Origin of the sequence: Mycolicibacterium palauense, assembly GCF_002592005.1 — a bacterium.
Taxonomy (GTDB): Bacteria; Actinomycetota; Actinomycetes; order Mycobacteriales; family Mycobacteriaceae; genus Mycobacterium; species Mycobacterium palauense.
In genome coordinates this window covers 1-16,519 of record NZ_NVQF01000105.1, presented here as the reverse complement: position 1 = coordinate 16,519, position 16,519 = coordinate 1, and the positions used below count along the sequence as shown (strand labels likewise).

Annotated in this window: 18 protein-coding genes; 9 read left to right on the top strand and 9 right to left on the bottom strand. The window is 72.2% G+C overall.

The features are described from left to right. Positions 1-190: 190 nt before the first annotated feature. Together CSR00_RS26490 and CSR00_RS26485 are read left to right on the top strand one after the other, a co-directional pair. Positions 191-1,318 (top strand): NAD(P)H-dependent flavin oxidoreductase, encoded by a 1,128-nt coding sequence (locus tag CSR00_RS26490; RefSeq protein WP_099025377.1) that lies wholly within the window; start codon positions 191-193, stop codon positions 1,316-1,318. 75 nt (positions 1,319-1,393) lie between these two features. Further along, the gene (locus CSR00_RS26485; RefSeq protein WP_099025376.1) at positions 1,394-3,259 is read left to right on the top strand and encodes a pyruvate kinase; all 1,866 of its coding nucleotides are present in this window, start codon (positions 1,394-1,396) and stop codon (positions 3,257-3,259) included. Here the strand turns inward: CSR00_RS26485 and CSR00_RS26480 are convergent. Further along, on the bottom strand, positions 3,205-4,215 hold the full coding sequence (locus tag CSR00_RS26480; RefSeq protein ID WP_099025375.1) for a phosphotransferase enzyme family protein: 1,011 nt from the start codon (positions 4,213-4,215) through the stop codon (positions 3,205-3,207). The genes CSR00_RS26485 and CSR00_RS26480 overlap by 55 nt on opposite strands. A gap of 68 nt (positions 4,216-4,283) precedes the next feature. Here CSR00_RS26480 and CSR00_RS26475 point away from each other — a divergent pair, with 68 nt between their 5' ends. Continuing rightward, the gene (locus CSR00_RS26475; protein ID WP_099025374.1) at positions 4,284-5,567 is read left to right on the top strand and encodes an aspartate aminotransferase family protein; all 1,284 of its coding nucleotides are present in this window, start codon (positions 4,284-4,286) and stop codon (positions 5,565-5,567) included. A 109-nt stretch (positions 5,568-5,676) separates the two neighbouring features. Here CSR00_RS26475 and CSR00_RS26470 read toward each other — a convergent pair whose 3' ends face one another. Beyond that, a complete protein-coding gene (locus tag CSR00_RS26470; protein ID WP_099025373.1) occupies positions 5,677-6,702 on the bottom strand; it encodes a sensor histidine kinase in 1,026 nt (341 codons plus the stop codon). Further along, the gene (locus CSR00_RS26465; RefSeq protein WP_099025383.1) at positions 6,689-7,393 is read right to left on the bottom strand and encodes a response regulator transcription factor; all 705 of its coding nucleotides are present in this window, start codon (positions 7,391-7,393) and stop codon (positions 6,689-6,691) included. The genes CSR00_RS26470 and CSR00_RS26465 overlap by 14 nt, the downstream gene beginning before the upstream one ends. A gap of 117 nt (positions 7,394-7,510) precedes the next feature. On the opposite strand from CSR00_RS26465, the gene CSR00_RS26460 reads away from it, so the two are divergent. The 3 genes from CSR00_RS26460 to CSR00_RS26450 are packed head-to-tail and all read left to right on the top strand — an operon-like array spanning position 7,511 to position 9,532. Continuing rightward, on the top strand, positions 7,511-8,203 hold the full coding sequence (locus tag CSR00_RS26460) for a glycosyltransferase family 2 protein (protein ID WP_099025372.1): 693 nt from the start codon (positions 7,511-7,513) through the stop codon (positions 8,201-8,203). Further along, positions 8,200-8,901, top strand: a complete 702-nt coding sequence (locus tag CSR00_RS26455) for a TIGR04282 family arsenosugar biosynthesis glycosyltransferase (protein WP_245906566.1) — start codon at positions 8,200-8,202, stop codon at positions 8,899-8,901. Before CSR00_RS26460 ends, CSR00_RS26455 begins: the two co-directional genes overlap by 4 nt. 1 nt (position 8,902) lies before the next feature. Beyond that, positions 8,903-9,532, top strand: coding sequence for a methyltransferase domain-containing protein (locus CSR00_RS26450; protein WP_099025371.1), 630 nt, complete (start codon positions 8,903-8,905; stop codon positions 9,530-9,532). 63 nt (positions 9,533-9,595) lie between these two features. Here the strand turns inward: CSR00_RS26450 and CSR00_RS26445 are convergent, their stop codons facing one another. The 4 genes from CSR00_RS26445 to CSR00_RS26430 form a co-directional block, all read right to left on the bottom strand. Next, a complete protein-coding gene (locus tag CSR00_RS26445; protein WP_245906564.1) occupies positions 9,596-10,960 on the bottom strand; it encodes a hypothetical protein in 1,365 nt (454 codons plus the stop codon). 81 nt (positions 10,961-11,041) lie between these two features. Next, on the bottom strand, positions 11,042-11,656 hold the full coding sequence (locus CSR00_RS26440; protein WP_099025370.1) for a pyridoxamine 5'-phosphate oxidase family protein: 615 nt from the start codon (positions 11,654-11,656) through the stop codon (positions 11,042-11,044). A gap of 37 nt (positions 11,657-11,693) precedes the next feature. Beyond that, a complete protein-coding gene (gene menE, locus CSR00_RS26435; RefSeq protein ID WP_245906571.1) occupies positions 11,694-12,800 on the bottom strand; it encodes an o-succinylbenzoate--CoA ligase in 1,107 nt (368 codons plus the stop codon). Between the two features lie 86 nt (positions 12,801-12,886). After that, positions 12,887-13,231 carry a DUF3349 domain-containing protein gene (locus CSR00_RS26430; RefSeq protein WP_099025380.1) on the bottom strand — a complete coding sequence of 115 codons (345 nt, stop codon included), beginning with the start codon at positions 13,229-13,231 and terminating at the stop codon, positions 12,887-12,889. A 257-nt stretch (positions 13,232-13,488) separates the two neighbouring features. On the opposite strand from CSR00_RS26430, the gene CSR00_RS26425 reads away from it, so the two are divergent. Genes CSR00_RS26425 through CSR00_RS26415 form a run of 3 tightly spaced genes read left to right on the top strand, consistent with a single transcriptional unit; the run spans position 13,489 to position 15,372 of the window. Then, positions 13,489-14,742, top strand: coding sequence for an inorganic phosphate transporter (locus CSR00_RS26425; protein WP_099025368.1), 1,254 nt, complete (start codon positions 13,489-13,491; stop codon positions 14,740-14,742). A 19-nt stretch (positions 14,743-14,761) separates the two neighbouring features. Beyond that, positions 14,762-15,046 carry a hypothetical protein gene (locus tag CSR00_RS26420; RefSeq protein ID WP_099025367.1) on the top strand — a complete coding sequence of 95 codons (285 nt, stop codon included), beginning with the start codon at positions 14,762-14,764 and terminating at the stop codon, positions 15,044-15,046. A 14-nt stretch (positions 15,047-15,060) separates the two neighbouring features. Then, the gene (locus tag CSR00_RS26415; RefSeq protein WP_099025379.1) at positions 15,061-15,372 is read left to right on the top strand and encodes a DUF3349 domain-containing protein; all 312 of its coding nucleotides are present in this window, start codon (positions 15,061-15,063) and stop codon (positions 15,370-15,372) included. Between the two features lie 14 nt (positions 15,373-15,386). Here CSR00_RS26415 and CSR00_RS26410 read toward each other — a convergent pair whose 3' ends face one another. Together CSR00_RS26410 and CSR00_RS26405 are read right to left on the bottom strand one after the other, a co-directional pair. Then, complete coding sequence (locus CSR00_RS26410; protein ID WP_099025366.1) at positions 15,387-15,773, bottom strand: VOC family protein; 387 nt, start codon at positions 15,771-15,773, stop codon at positions 15,387-15,389. Positions 15,774-15,833: 60 nt separating this feature from the next. Then, positions 15,834-16,519 (bottom strand): SDR family oxidoreductase (locus tag CSR00_RS26405; RefSeq protein ID WP_141564494.1); only part of this gene is annotated, 686 nt, incomplete at its 5' end.

The following is a 16,519-nucleotide window of genomic DNA, read 5'->3' as shown; positions in this document are numbered from 1 at the left end:
ACAAGGGGTATCGTCGGCAGCGTCCGATGTGTATAGGAGACGGGGGCCGCACCGAGCGTGCGTACAGATCGACCTCACGGGCCGAGCGGCGGTCTGCGCGCACGTTCGGTGCGGGTGGGCCGGGTGCGCGCGCAGGGTGCGGGTGCGAGGCACTTGACAGCCGTCAAATCGTGGGCGTGAACTGATCGGCATGAAGACCCCGATCTGCGAACGTTTCGGCATCGAATTCCCGCTGTTCGCCTTCAGCCATTGCCGCGACGTCGTCGCCGCGGTCACCAACGCCGGCGGATTCGGTGTCCTCGGCGGCACCGCCTTCACCCCCGAACAGCTGGAGCAGGAGCTCGGCTGGATCGACGAGCAGGTCCGCGGCAAACCCTACGGCGTGGACATCATCGTGCCGGCCAGATACGAGGGCAAGGGGGAGGGCCTCTCGGGCGCCCAGCTCGCCGACCGGATCCCGTCGCAGTACCGCAGCTTCGTCGCCGAACTGCTGGCCGGGCACGACATCCCGGCGGAGGACCGGCCGCGCCTGGGCGGCACCAGTCTCTCCGGCGACACCGGCGAGGCGCTGCTGGAGGTCGCGCTGCGCCACCCGATCGGGCTGATGGCCAACGCGCTGGGCGTGCCCCCGCCCTACATGATCGAGGCCGGACGCTCGGCCGGCGTGCCGGTCGCGGCGCTGGTCGGCGCCAGGGAGCACGCGCTCAAACAGGTCGCCGCCGGGGTGGACGTGATCATCGCGCAGGGCACCGAGGCGGGCGGGCACTGCGGCGAGGTCTCCACCCTGGTGCTGGTACCCGAGGTGCTCGACGCGGTGGCCGCGGCCGGCAGTGACGTGCCGGTGCTGGCGGCCGGTGGCATCGTCACCGGCCGGCAGATGGCCGCCTGCGTGGCGATGGGCGCCGCCGGCGCCTGGACCGGGTCGGTGTGGCTGACCACCGAGGAGGCCGAGACCGCGCCGCACACCGTGCAGAAGATGCTGGCCGCCTCGTCGCGGGACACCGTGCGCTCGGCCGGGCGCACCGGAAAGCCCTCGCGGCAGCTGGTCTCGGACTGGACCGCCGCCTGGCAGCCCGCCGAGGGTGGCCGGAAACCGCTGCCGTTGCCGCTGCAGTCGATGCTGGTGGAGCCGGTGCTGCGGCGCGTGGACAAGCTGGCCGCCGCCGGCCACCCCGGCGCGCAGGCGCTGGCCACCTATTTCGTCGGGCAGGGCGTCGGCCTGATGAACAGGGTCAAGCCGGCCCGCGAGGTGGTGCTGGAGTTCATCGAGGACTACGTCGCCGCCGCCGAGCGGCTCGGCGACTCGCTGGCCGAGTAGCGCCGGCCCGGCGGGACGTCGCGCCGACGTCGTTCGTTCACCTGGGCTTCACCCTGTCCGATTACCGTCACCCGGGTGGCTGCCGACGACCTGACGGGTCTGCAGGAAGACATCCGCGCGCTGCTGGAGCGCCTCGAGGACGCCGAACGGGCCTGGGCGGCCTGGATCGAGCGGGTGGCCGAGGCGCACCGGCCCGACGCCCTCAACCTCGTGCACTACTGGGCGATTCGCCAGGTGGACCTGCGCGACATCCAGACGCGGCTCGCGGCGCTGGGGCTCTCGTCACTGGGCCGCAGCGAGGCCAATGTCCAGGTGAGCCTGCGCGCGCTCGAGGCCGCACTGGCCGCGCTGAGCGGCGGGCCCCTGCAGCTGCCCGAGCCCGGTGCCGTCCCCTTCGGCGCGGGCGCGACGATGCTGGACCGCAACGCCACCGAACTGCTCGGCCCGGCCCCGCAGGACCACTCGTCGCGAATCATGGTCACGCTGCCGTCGGAGGCCGCCACCGACGCCGACCTGGTGTCCCGGCTGGTGCAGCGCGGCATGATGATCGCCCGGATCAACTGCGCCCACGACGACGCCGAGGCATGGAGGGCGATGGCCGGTCACGTGCGTGCGGCGGCCGCCGCCGCGGGCCGCGGCTGCCTGATCGCGATGGACCTGTCCGGCCCGAAGCTGCGGACCGGCCCGCTGGAGCCGGGCCCGCAGGTGGTGCGGTTGCGCCGCACCCGCAATGCGTTGGGGCAGACGCTGGTTCCCGCACGGGGCTGGCTCTCCTCGGCCGGCATGCCGGCCGACCCGCCCGACCCGGGCCTGGCGTCGCTGCCGGTGCCCGGCGGCTGGTTGCGCAGCCTGACCGACGGCGACGTCGTCGAGCTGCGTGACACCCGGGATTCTCGGCGCTGGCTGGAGGTGGAGAAGGTCTGCGACGGCGGCGTGATCGTCTGCTGCGAGCAGAACGTTTACGTCGGCACCGGCACCGAGCTGCGGGTGGTGGGCACCGGCGCCGGCGCACGGGTGGGTGCGCTGCCCCCAGTGGAGCAGGCGCTGCGGCTGCAGGCCGGCGACCTGCTGACCGTCACCCGGGATCTGACCCCGGCGCCGGTGGATCCGTCGGCCCCGCGGATCGGCTGCACACTGCCGGAGGTCTTCGACAACATCGCGACCGGCGACCGGGTGCTCTTCGACGACGGCAAGCTGGGCGGGCACGTCACCGACACCGCGGCGGACTCGTTCACCGTGCGCATCGAACACCCCGCCCACACCGTGGTGAAGCTGCGCGCGGGCAAGGGCATCAACGTCCCCGACACCGCACTGCCGATCTCGGCGCTCACCGACAAGGACGTCGCCGACCTGGCCTGCGTCACCGAGATCGCCGATCTGGTCCAGCTGTCCTTCGTCCGCCACCCCGAGGACGTGGCCCGGCTGCTCGACGAGCTGGAGCGCCTCGGCGACCACGGCCTGGGCATCGTGTTGAAGATCGAGACCCAGACCGGCTTCGAGAACCTGCCACAGCTGCTGCTGACCGGGATGCGCCGCGGCCGGATCGGGGTGATGATCGCCCGCGGCGACCTCGCGGTGGAATGCGGCTACGAACGCATGGCCGAGGTCCAGGAGGAGATCCTGTGGCTGTGCGAGGCCGCCCACCTGCCGGTGATCTGGGCGACGCAGGTGCTCGAGCAGCTCGCCAAGACCGGGCTGCCCTCCCGCGCCGAGATCAGTGACGCCGCCCTGGCCGAGCGGGCCGAGGCCGTCATGCTCAACAAGGGCCCCTACATCGACGACGCGGTGTCCGCGCTGCGCGACATCCTGACCCGGATGGCCGGTCACCACCGCAAGAAGAACGCGCTGCTGCGCTCACTGCGGTCCTGGCGGCCGACCGACCTGCCTCAGGTGCAGCCGCCCCAGACCGCCTCGGAGAGCCAGGACGGGTCGGTCAGGTAACGCCGGGCCAGCTCGGCGGTGCCCGCGGCGAAGCTGCCGGCCAGGGGGATCGCGTCGTGGGCGTCGGCGTGCGAACCGATCCACGCCGTCAACATGATCCGGCGCAGCATCACGAACGTCGGCACCAGCTCGAGGTGCTCGTCGGCCAGCGGGCGCACCGTGCGGTAGCCGCGCAGCCAGTCGGTGATGATGGTCTCGGCGGCCGGGGTGTCCTCGATGAAGGAGACCACCGCGCCCAGATCGGCCAGATACCAAGACCATCCGGAATCGTCGAAGTCGATCACCGTGATCGCGTCGCCGGCGCCGGGATCCACCATCAGGTTCGCCATCCGCAGGTCGGCGTGCACCAGCCCGAAACGGTCCGGGCCGCTGCCGTATTCGGTCAGGCGACGGTCGATCTCGGCGACGGCCCGGGTGATCAGTCCGGCATCGGCCTCGGACAGGTTCGGCGCCCCGCGCCAGTCACCCCAGCGCGCCCGCGGACTGATCATGGTCTCGAAGTCCCAGCGGAAGCGGGTGAAGGTCTCCGGTGCCGTCCAGCCCTCGACGTGGTCGTGCATGACCGCGGTCAACCGGCCCAGCTCGTCGAACCCCACCGTGTCCTGGGCGTCCTCGGCGGTGCACCCGGGGACGAACGAGACGGCGTCGACGTACAGCGCCGAGGAGCCCACGCGGGCGGTCACCACCGGGGAGCCGTCGGCGGCGGGGACCAGTTCGGGGGTGCGCACGTCGGTGTCGCGGCTCAGTGCGGCCATCCAGGCCAGCTCCGAGCGGATGGCCTCCAGCGAGTGGTAGCCCGGACGGTGCACCCGCAACACCAGGGGATCGCCGTCCTCGACCAGGTAGGTGGCGTTCTCCGACAGGCTCAACAGGCGCAGCGGGGCCCGTTCGGATCGGCCGTAGGCCGGCAGTGCGGCACGGGCGAACGCTTCGTGGTTGGGCGGGAGTCCGGACATGCCATCAGTGTGACCCGCACCGTCACGCCCGGCAGAATGAGGGCCCGCTGTGGCAGGCTGAGAAGCCGATGGGCTTCTCCAACATCATGGATTCCAACAGCTACTCCGGCGGCTCGGCCGCGGAGCCGCTGATCGCCGCCCGCCAGCAGGTCCTGGGGCCCGCCTACCGGCTGTTCTACGACCGCCCGGTGCACCTGGTGCGCGGCGAGGGCTGCTACCTGTTCGACGCCGACGGCACCCGCTACCTCGATGCCTACAACAACGTGGCCAGCGTCGGGCACGCCCACCCGCACGTGGTGGACGCGGTCAGCCGGCAGCTGGCGACGCTGAACACCCACACCCGGTACCTGCACGACGCGATCGTCGACTACTCGCGGCGGCTCCTGGCCACCATGCCCGCGCCGGTCGACCAGGTGATGTACGCCTGCACCGGTTCGGAGGCCAACGACCTGGCCCTGCGGGTGGCCGCGATGCACACCGGGGCCACCGGCGTCGTCATCACCGCCGACGCCTACCACGGCAACACCGCCGCGGTCACCGCGATCTCACCCTCGTTGGGCGGGGCGACCAGCCTGGGCCCGCACGTGCGGACCGTGGCGCCGCCGGCCCGGGGGGCCGGGCGCTTCGCCGACGAGGTGGCCGACGCGATCGACGACCTGCAGGCCGCCGGCCACGGGCTGAGCTGCCTGATCGTCGACACCATCTTCTCCTCCGACGGCGTCTACCCCGACCCCGCGGTGCTCGCGCCGGCCGTGGCGGCCGTCCACGCCCACGGCGGGGTGTTCATCGCCGACGAGGTGCAGCCCGGTTTCGCCCGCACCGGCGAGTCGATGTGGGGCTTCGACCGGCACGCGGTGGTGCCCGACCTGGTGACCATGGGCAAGCCGATGGGCAACGGTATGCCCGTGGCGGCGATGGCCGCCCGCTCCGAGGTCCTCGCCGCCTTCGCCACCGGCGTGCCGTACTTCAACACCTTCGCCGGCAACCCGGTCTCGATGGCCGCGGCGGCCGCCGTGCTGGACGTGATCGACTCCGAGCGGCTGCAGACCAACGCCGCCAACGTCGGAACCGCACTGCGCGAGGAACTGCGCCGGCTGGCCGCCGACCACGCCCGTCTCGGCGAGGTGCGCGGCGCGGGGCTGTACCTGGGGGTGGAGGTGCTCACCGGGGCCGGCGAGCCGGACCGGGCCGCCGCGCGCTGGCTGGTCAACACCCTGCGGGAACGCCGGGTTCTGCTCTCGGTGTGCGGGCACGACGGCAACGTGCTGAAGATCCGTCCGCCGCTGGTGTTCTCGATGGCCGACCTGGACTGGTTCTGCTCGGAGTTCGCCGCCGTCACCGCAGACCTGTGAGCCGCCGGCGGCCCCACCCCTGAGCGTTCACTCGGTACTGCGAGCGACCCGCACCGGCTGTTGGGCGTTCTGAGTACCGAATCAATGCCTGCGGGTGGGCCAGTCGGGGTCAGTCGGGGACCAGCGGCAGCCGTACCTCGAAACGCGCGCCCGTGCCCAGGTTGTGCGCGGAGAGGGTGCCGTGGTGGGCCTGCACCAGACCGGCGGCGATCGCCAGCCCGAGGCCCGATCCGCTCGGCAGCGAGGCGTCGGCCCGCGGCACCCGCCCGTTGGAGCCCCGGTAGGCCACGTCGAACACCCTCGCCAGGTCGGCCTCGTCGATGCCGACGCCGGTGTCGTCGACGCGCGCCCAGGCCGATTCCGCGTCGGCGCCCAGCGCCAGTTTGACGGTGCCGCCCTCGGGGGTGTGCGCGATCGCATTCGCCACCAGGTTGGACAGCACCCGCACCAGGGCCCGGTCGCTGCCCAGCACCCGCACCGGCTCCGCGGGCAGCACCGCCTGCAGGTCGACACCGGCGCGCTCGGCGGCGATGCGGTGCGCGTTGATCACGTCGTCGACCACCTCGTCGAGCGCCACCCGGTCGAAGGCCGGGACCACCGCCCCGGCGTTGATCTTCGACATCTCGAACAGGTCGTCGACCATCTCCGAGAGCCGCACCGACTCCTGCTCGATGTGTTTGGCGTTGTCGCGGACCTCCTCGTCGGAGAGCACGCCGTCGGCGATCGCCTCCGAGACCGCCCGGATGCCCGCCAGCGGGGTGCGCAGGTCGTGGCTGACGAACGCGACCAGCTTGCGCCGCGACTGCTCGGCGGCCCGCTCGGCCTCGCGGATCTCCTGCTCCCACACCGTGCGCCGGGCCTGGTAGCGGCCCAGCATGACCGCCGCGGGGATCGTCACCACCGAGACGATCACCAGCACGACGGCGATCTGCTCGAAGGTCTCGGTGATCATGAACCCGCTGGCGCCCAGCACCCCGGTGAAGGTTGCCACCAGCGGGATGAGGACCAGCACCACCATGCTGGCCGCCAGCGACCACGACCGGGCCAGCCGGATGATGATCGCGCCGGCGATGACCACCGGTACCGAGCACGCCAGCGCCCAGCCGACGATCTCGACGAGGTCAGTCGGCGGCACCGGCCCTCGCTTCGTCCCGGTCGGCGTCGTTGCCGCGCCACAGGTAGCCGCGGCCCCACACCGTCTGGATCCGGTGCTGGGCGCCCAGCTTGGAGCGCAGGCGCTTGACGTGCACGGTGACCGTCGACAGGTCACCGAAGTCCCACCGCCAGACCCGTTGCAGCAGTTCCTCCCGGGTGAACACGGTGTCGGTATGGGTGATCAGGAACAGCAGCAGGTCGAATTCGCGATTGGTCAACCCGACGGGCACCCCGTCAATGTAGACGGTGCGGGCCGCGGTCGACACGGTGAGCGCGTCGACGGTGATCTCCAGCGGCAGCGCACCGAGGGGGGCGGGGGACCGGCGCAGCACCGAACGGACCCGCAGCGCCAGCTCGCGCGGGCTGAACGGCTTGGTCAGATAGTCGTCGGCGCCCGCCTCCAGCCCGGCGATGCGGTCGTCCTCCTCGCCGAGTGCGGTCAGCAGGATCACCGGCACGCTGAAATCGCCGGCCCTGCGCAGGCTGCGGCACAGCGCCAGCCCGTCCGGTCCCGGCATCATCACGTCGAGCACCGCCACGTCCACCCGGGTGCTGCCCAGCAGCCGCAACGCCTCGGTGCCGTCGTCGGCCACCGAGACGTCCATGCCGTCGCGTTCCAGGTAGCGACGCACCACATTGCGCACAACGGCGTCGTCGTCGGCAATCAGCACATGCGCACCCACAGGCCCCAGACTAGCCACTGGTGGCCCCGTCGAAACGTCACTACCAGCGCTAACGTCATTGATTCGTCAGGATTCGCCCAGCCAGAGCTGCTAGCGTCGACGGGCATGCCGCCGTGTTCCGGCCCCAGCCCCGGCCCCGTCGCCCTCCCGGTCACCGTTGTCCTGCCCTGTCTGAACGAGGCGGACGCGCTGCCGACCGTGCTGACCGCCCTGGCCGAACTGCCGCAGCACTACCGCGCGCTGGTGGTCGACAACAACAGCACCGACGACACCGCGGAGGTGGCCCGCAGCCACGGCGCCGAGGTGGTGTCCGAACCGGTGCCGGGCTACGGCTCGGCGGTGCACGCCGGCGTGGCCGCGGCCGGCACCCCGGTGGTGGCGGTGATCGACGGCGACGGTTCGCTGGACCCGTCCGACCTGCCGCGCCTGGTCGCCGCGCTCGACGACGCCGATCTGGTCACCGGTCGGCGGCGGCCGGTGCCCGGCCTGCGCTGGCCGTGGCACGCCCGGCTGGGCACCGCCGCGGTGTGTTGGCGGCTGCGCCACCGGCACGGCCTGGACGTGCACGACATCGCCCCGATGCGGGTGGCCCGCACCGAGGCGCTGCTGGGGTTGGGTGTGACCGACCGTCGGTCGGGGTATCCGCTGGAACTGCTGGTCCGCGCCGCCGCCGCGGGCTGGCGGGTGACCGAACTCGACGTGGACTACGGCCCGCGGGCCGGCGGAGTCTCCAAGGTCAGCGGTTCCGTCCGGGGAAGCGCCGTCGCGGCCGTGGACTTCTGGAAGGCCATCTCGTGACCGGTACCCCCGATTCCGAACTGCCGGTGACCCTGCTCGTGGTCGCCAAGGCGCCGGTGCCCGGGCTGGCCAAGACCCGGCTGGCCGCCGGCCTCGGCGGTGACACCGGCGCCGACACCGCCGCCCACCTAGCCGCCGACCTCGCCGCCGCGGCGCTGCTGGACACCCTCGACGCCGTCGCCGACACCCCGGCCGCCGCCCGGGTGGTCGCGCTCACCGGCGACCTCGACGCGGCCTGCCGGGCCGCCGAGCTCCGGGACCGCCTGGCCGGCTTCACGGTGATCGGCCAGCGCGGCGGGGATTTCGCCGAACGGCTGGCCAATGCGCACGCCGACGCGGCCGCCGCGGGGCCGGTGCTGCAGATCGGGATGGACACCCCCCAGGTCAGCCCGGCGCTGCTGGCCGACTGCGCCCGCAGCCTGCTGGTCGTGCCCGCGGTGCTGGGCCCGGCCGCCGACGGTGGCTGGTGGATCGTCGGGGTGCGCGACGGCGCCGCCGCCGACTGCCTGCGGACGGTGCCGATGTCGCGCCCGGACACCGGGGTGCTGACGCTGGCGGCGCTGCGGGCCGGCTGCACCGAGGTGGCCCTGCTGCCGGAGCTGCGCGACGTCGACACCGTCGACGACGTCGCCGCGGTGAGCGCCGAGTGCGCGCCGGGCAGCCGGTTCGCCGCCGCGACGACAGCGGTGGTGGGCTGAATTGTTCGGTCAGCTCTACGATCGCGCGCTCGGCGGCGAACGCTGTTGGATCCGGCATTCCGACGGGCGAACCGACCGGCTCCCGGTGCACGCATGGCTGGGCGGACGTCACTCCGACAGCGAATTCGACGAGACCCTGGTGGCGATGTGCCAGGGGCCCACGATCGATCTGGGCTGCGGGCCGGGCCGGCTGGTGGCCCACCTGATCCGCCGCGGGATCCCCGCGCTGGGAGTGGATCTGTCGCCGACCGCGGTCGGGCTGGCCCGCCGCAGCGGCGCGCCGGCGCTGCACCGCGACCTGTTCGACCCGCTGCCGGCCACCGGCCGCTGGCACACGGTGCTGCTGGCCGACGGCAACGTGGGACTGGGCGGCGACCCCTGGCGGGTGCTGCGGCGCTCGGCCGAACTGCTCCGCGCCGGCGGCCGCTGCCTGGCCGAATTCGACGCGGTCACAACGGGTATCCACGTCGACCGGGTGCGGCTGGAATCGCGCAAGACGATCGGGCCGTGGTTCCGCTGGGCCTCGGTGGGTGTCGACGCGGCCGCGACGCTGGCCGAGGAGGTGGGCCTGGCGGTCGCCGACGTGCACCGCATCGGCAACCGCGTCGTGGCGTCGCTCACCCCGCTGTGACACCGCGGTCAGCGCTGACCCCGCTGTGACACTGCGCCGACCCCAGCGGTGACGCCGTGGGCGCTACCAGTTGGTCAGGATGACGTGGTTGAGCACCAGTGCCCCGATCACGTTGAGCGCCAGCCACCACCGGTGTGAGCGGGCCGGCAGCAGCGCGGGCGCGGCCGTCAGCCAGACGGTGAACGGAAGCCAGATCCGTTCCACCTCGGCCTTGCTGAGCATCGACAGGTCCGCGCACAGGATGGCCGCCAGCGCGCCCAGCACCACCAGATGGATCCCGGAGCGGGCACGGATGTCGGACGGGGAGAACACCTTCGTCAGCCCGGCGACGGTGCCCAGCCCGACCGCGCAGACCACCGAGGCCAGGTTCGCCCAGCCCCAGTACTGGAAGGGCCGGTTGAGCGCGATGCCCTGCCAGTAGCGGTGCTGCACCGCGTGATAGCCGTCGAACCAGAAGAACCCCGTCAGCCAGAACACCGCCGCCACCAGGGCGGCGGCCACCGCGGCCGCGCCCAGCACCCGCAGCGCCCAACGCCATTCGCGCGCGCTGCACAGCACGGCCACCGCCGGCAACGCCATCAGGCCCAGTCCGTAGTTGAGGAAGATCCCCCAGCCCAGCAGCAGGCCCGCGGCCACGGCGGCCAGCACCGGCAGCCGCACCGTGCGGTGCACCGCCAGCGCCAGCAGCGCGATGCCCCAGGCCGCCACCGCGGCGAAATAGCCGTCGGCCGAGACCGCCACCCAGATGGCGGTCGGCGCCACCGCGACGAACGGGGCCGCCCGCCGCGCGGTCTGTTCGTCGGCCAGGGCGCGCACCGCGATCACGATCGCCGCGGCCGTGCTGGAACCGATCACCAGCACGAAGGTGGCCGCCCAGGCCCCACCGCCGAGCCCGAGACGGTCCAGCCACACGAACGTCAGCAGCGCCCCGGGCGGGTGCCCGGAGACGTGGGTGATCCACGAGTCCGGCTGGAAGTCGGGGATGCGGCGGGCGAACGTGCGCAGCGCCTCGCCGATGTCGGTGATGTCGGGCACCTGCCGCAGGTACTCGTGCGGGGCCTCGAGGCGGTGGGTGAAACCGCGATACCAGCCGTCGACCATCGCCAGCGAGAAGGCCCAGGCCGCCGAGGTGGCCCACGTGGTCAACGTCAGTGCCCGCCAGGGCAGCCGGCGCGCGAGCGCGGGCCCCCACAGGACCGCCGCGACGGCGATCAGCACGGCCGGCACCGTGCCCCACCCGACGTGGGCGTTCCACCACCCGAAGATCGGCGCCGTCTCGGCGTACATCGCGATCTTGCGCGGCGAGCTGTTGATCAGCGGGGTGACGATGCCCAGTCCGAGGTGCGGAACCACGAACGCCGCCGCCACCAGCAGCGCCGCCAGGATGACCGCGACCAACGGGGCGAGGTACTCCCGGCGGGTCTTCACGAGAACCCACTGTATTGGTCGGTTCCGGGTGCTCCGTGCGATGCCGCTGACGATTCGGTGACGGGGCTAGTGGAGAACGGGCTAGTAGAGAACGGAGCGCATGGCGTCCTCGCTGTAGTACTTCTCCAGCTCGGCCAGGCTCATCCCGGTGCGCGCCGCCTGGGCCATCTTGGCCACGCTGGGCAGCGCGGTGGGGTTCCAGGTCTCCGGGCGCCAGGCGTCGGAGCGCAGGAACGCCTTGGCGCAGTGGAAGAACACCTCCTCCACGGCGATCTCCAGCGCCAGGATCGGCCGTTTGCCCTGCACCCGCATGGCGTCGAAGTAGTCGGCGTCCGACAGCACGGTGGCGCGGCCGTTGATCCGCAGCGTGTCGCCGCGACCCGGGATCAGGAACACCGTGCCGACTCCGGGGCGCTGCAGCACGTTGAGATAGCCGTCGACGCGCTTGTTGCCGGGCCGTTCGGGGATCGCGATCGTCGTCTCGTCGACGACGTGGACGAACCCGGGCGGGTCGCCCTTGGGGGAGACGTCCACCCGGCCCTCGGCGTCGGAGGTCGCCACGAAGGCCAGCGGTGAGTGCGCCAGCCAGTCCCGGTGGATCGGCGTCAGGGAGGCCCCGACCTTGTTGGCGACGTAGTCGTTCGGATGGCCGACGATGCCGCGCAGCTCGTCGACGGTGGAGACCTCGGTGCGCATCGGTTCATCATGCCCGGCGCAGCGACCGAGTTGGGGGCTAGCTGCGCGCGCCGAACTCGCGGGCCAGGGCCCGCCGGTCCACCTTGCCGATGCCGCGGCGCGGCAACTCGGCCACCACGTGTACCTCCCGTGGCGCGGCGGTGACGTCCAGGACGGCGGCCACGTGCTCGCGCAGCTCGGCCACGCCGGGCGCCGTCACGCCGGGGAACACCGTGATGGCCGCGACCACCCGCTGCCCCAGCCGGTCGTCCGCGACGCCGAACACCGCGCACTCGGCCACCCCCGGGTGTTCGCAGAGCACCGCCTCGACCGGTTGCGGCAGCACCGTGAGCCCGCCGGTGCTGATCGCCTCGTCGGCGCGGCCCACCACACTGAGCACCCCGTCGCGCAGCGCGCCGATGTCGTCGGTGCGGAACCACCCGGGTTCGGCGAACGGGTCGGGGTCGGCGGGGTTGCGGTAGCCCTTGGCCAAGGTGGCGCCGCCGAGCAGGACCCGGCCGGAGGAACCCTCCTCCCCGTCGCTGCCGTCGATGCGCACGGTGACGCCGTCGAGGGCGACGCCGTCGTACACACACCCCCCGCAGGTCTCGCTCATGCCGTACGTGCGGACCACCGAAATACCCTCGGCGGCCGCCCCTTCGAGCACCGCGGCGGGTGCCGGGCCGCCGCCGAGCAGGACGGCGTCGAGCTCGGCCAGGGCGGCGGTGGCCGCCGGATCGGCCAGCGCCTTGGCCAGCTGGTTGGACACCAGCGACACGTAGCGCCGTCCGGTGCCCATCGCCTCGACCGCGGCGGGCAGTGCCGTCACGTCGAAACCGTCGGAGACGTCCAGCTCGACCGGGACGGTGCCGGCGAGCACACTGCGCACCAGCACCTGCAGGCCGGCGATGTGATAGGCGGGCAACGCCAACAACCAGGTGCCCGGTCCGCCGAGGCGCTCGTGGGTGGCCGTGGCACTGGCCACCAGCGCCGGCGCGGTCAGCATGGCGCCCTTGGGGATCCCGGTGGTCCCGGAGGTCGGCACCACCAGCGCCACGTCGTCGTCGATGTCCTCGCCGGCCCGCAATGTCGTTGTCAGCAGCTCGCTTTGGCGCAGGTCGCCGCCGGGCACGGGCAGCACCGGGGTGTCGCGGCCGTCGAGGATGCCCTCCAGGGCGGCGGTCATCGCCAGGGCCGAGGGGCCTGGCGGGACGATGAGCGTTCGCAAGGTGGTGATGAGCTGCCCCCGGGCTAGTCGGTGTGCTGATCGTCGGCGTCGCGCGGGTCGTCGAGCGACCAGCCCCGGGCGGCCAGGTGCTCACGCACGCGCTCGACATCCTCGGGGGCGGGCAGCTCGTCGGTGATGCTCATGATCGCGGTGGCGATGTCGACATCGTCCAGTTCCGGGTCCAGTTCCGGGTCCAGTTCCGGGTCCAGCTCCGGCTCGCGCAGCAGCTGCACGGCGACCAGTCGCACCTCGTCGGCGGTGAGCCGGCGCGACAGCAGCGCCAGCAACGGCAGATAGTCGGTGCGGGGCACCCCGTCGGGATAGCCGGAGCGCAGCCAGGAGACGATGGCGCTGAGAAACCGGTTCACCGCCGCCAACTCCACCGCCTCCACCCTCTGCACCCTCGCTGCCCGGCAAGCTCCGGTCACGACCCGTTCCGATCGTATGGCATCGCTTCGGGGGTGTCGGGCGCTGCGGGCGCCGCCGTTGCGGGGAACGGGCGGGGCTCTCGGGGTGAACACTGCATGAACTTCGGGCCGAGGCTGGCAAACAGCCAGGTCAATCGGCATTTTCAGCGACTTCACAGTTAGTCGAACTCGGTACCTCGGCCGCAGAATGAGCATCCATGAGCGCAGAGCTGATCATCCTGGTGCTGCTGGTCGCCACGGCCCTGGCCTTCGACTTCACCAACGGCTTCCACGACACGGGCAACGCGATGGCGACGTCGATCGCGACCGGGGCGCTCAAACCGAAGGTGGCCGTGCTGCTGGCCGGAGTGCTCAACCTCGTCGGTGCGTTCCTGTCGGTGGAGGTTGCCGCCACGGTGACCAAGGACGTGCTGAACATCCAGGACACCTCCACGGGCGCGCTGCTGCCCGCCATCAACGCGACCACGGGGCTGACCATCATCTTCGCCGGGCTCATCGGCGGCATCCTGTGGAACCTGCTGACCTGGCTGTTCGGTATCCCGTCGAGCTCCTCGCACGCGCTGTTCGGTGGGCTCATCGGTGCCGGGCTGGCCGCGCTGGGCGTGGCCGGGGTGAACTGGACGGGCATCACCCAGAAGGTGCTGATCCCCGCGCTGGCCGCCCCGGTGATCGCCGGCGTCGTCGCGGCCTGCGGCACCTGGCTGGTGTACCGCATCACCCGCAGCGTCGTGAAGCGGCGCCGCGAGGAGGGCTTCCGCTGGGGCCAGATCGCCACCGCCTCGCTGGTCGCGCTCTCCCACGGCACCAACGACGCGCAGAAGACCATGGGTGTCATCGCGCTGGCGTTGATCACCACCGGCCACCTGACCGGTGACGTCAAGGAGCAGGGCCTGCCGTTCTGGATCGTGTTCAGCTGCGCGCTGGCCATCGGCCTGGGCACCTACATCGGTGGCTGGCGGGTCATCCGGACGCTGGGCAAGGGCCTGGTGGAGATCGAGTCGCCGCAGGGTCTGGCCGCCGAGGCGTCCTCGGCGGCGATCATCCTGTCCTCCAGTGCGGCCGGAATGGCGCTGTCGACCACCCACGTGGCCACCGGGTCGATCCTGGGCAGCGGTGTCGGCAAGCCCGGCGCGGAGGTGCGCTGGGCGGTGGCCGGCCGGATGGCGGTGGCCTGGCTGGTGACGCTGCCGGCGGCCGCGGTGGTCGGCGCCCTGAGTTACTGGCTGGCCCACGGGGTTTCGGTGGTGACCAGCCCGCTGCTGGGCAGCCTGGTCATCTTCGCGATCCTGGTCGCGCTGTCGCTCTACATCTGGTGGCGCGCCCAGCAGCAGAAGGTCGACCACACCAACGTCAACGCGGACTGGGACACCAGTACCAACTCGGTGGTGCCCGCCGAGGTGCGGGCGGCCCGCGCCGACCTTCCCCCGTCGGACAAGACCCCGATCGCCTGAGCGCGGAGAGGACAGGTAGATGCACTACTTCGAGAGCATCCTGCGAGTGCTGCTGGTGGGCCTGATCCTGGGCGCGGGGCTGCCGGCGGTGTTCGCCGTCGGACTGCTGGCCTTCTCCGAGGGCTCCGGCGGCGCCGAGGCCGACGGCTCGGTGCGGGCCCCGAACCCGCTGCTGAGGTTTCTCGGGATCCTGTTGTTCGTCGTGGTCGGCATGGTGATCGTGGTCGCCATCCTGTGGATCACCCGGGCCACGATCATGCACCACTTCGGTGTGGACCTGTTCCCGTTCATGGGCACGAAGTGAGCGGGGAGACCGTCATGTCCGACAACAACCCGAGCCCGCTGGACAGCGTGCTGGAGTGGCTGCACCGCGGCTACCCGCACGGCGTCCCGCAACAGGACTACTTCCCGCTGCTGGCGTTGCTGGCCCGCACCCTGACCGAGGAGGAGGTGGTGCGGGCCGCGCAGACGTTGCTGCGGGAGGGCGACCTGGACACCCCGGTCACCGCTGACGACATCCGCGCGGCCATCCGCACCGTCGCCGAGAAGGAGCCCAATCCCGAAGAGGTGCACCAGGTCGCCGCGCGGCTGGCCTCGGTCGGCTGGCCGCTGGCCGCACCCATGCGCTGAGCGCTGGTGGCGGCTCAGCCGCGGGTGTCGCGGCGCAGCGGATGGTCGTCGGGAACCTGGACGAAGATCAGGTCGACGCCGTCGGGGTCGACCACGTGCATCTCGTGCAGCCCCCACGGTTCGCGCCGCGCCTCCCGGGCGATCGCCACGTCGCGGTGCCTGAGTTCGGTCTGGGTGGCGTAGAGGTCGCGCACCTGCAGCCACAGCGCACCGGGAAACGGTGGCGAGCCGGCCGGGGGAGCGCCGTGGCCGGCGAGCTCGATCAGCGACTGCCCGGCGTAGAACACGGTGCCGCCGCTGTATTCCCGCGCGATCGCCAGCCCCAGGGCGTCGCGGTAGAAGGACAACGAGCGCTCGTAGTCGGCCGGGCGCAACAACACCCGGCTGGCCAGGATCTCCATACGGTCCAGTGTTCCCGCCGCCGGGACGCTCTCGCACCGACACGCCGGGACCGCTCCGGCTCAGCCGGGTTGAATCCCCTGCCGTTTCATGATCGCGTTGACCCAGCCCGGGGCCAGCACGTCGACCGCCCGGGACGTGACCGCGATGCGGGGCGCGATGCGCACCGGCCGGGTGCGCGCCGCGGTGAGCATCCAGTCGGCGGCCTCCGAGGCGCTCAGCGCCGGCAGCCCCTGGTAGGCCTCAGTCGGGGCGATCATCGGCGTCGCGACCAGGGGATAGAACAGCGTGGTGGAGTGCACGCCCTTGTCGCTCCACTCGGTCTCGATGACCCGGCTGACCGCGGTCAGCGCCGCCTTGGAGGCGTTGTACACGGCGAACAGCGGCGACGCCTCGTTCATCACACCCCAGGTGGAGACGTTGATGATGTGGCCGTCGCCGCGCTCGATCATGCCGGGGGCCAAACCACGGATCAGCCGCAACGGCGAGTAGTAGTTGAGCGTCATCGTCCGCTCGACGTCGTGCCAGCGGTCCAGCGACTCCGCCAGCGGGCGGCGAATGGACCGGCCCGCGTTGTTGATGAGGATGTCCACCTCGCCGATCTCCTCGACCAGCCGGTCGATGGCGTCAAGGTCGGCCAGGTCGCAGGGGAACGCCCGGGCCCGCCCGCCCGCGTCGGCGATCCGGGTGACCACCTCGTCGAGCAGCTCGGCGCGGCGGGCCACCACCGACACCGTCGCCCCGGCGG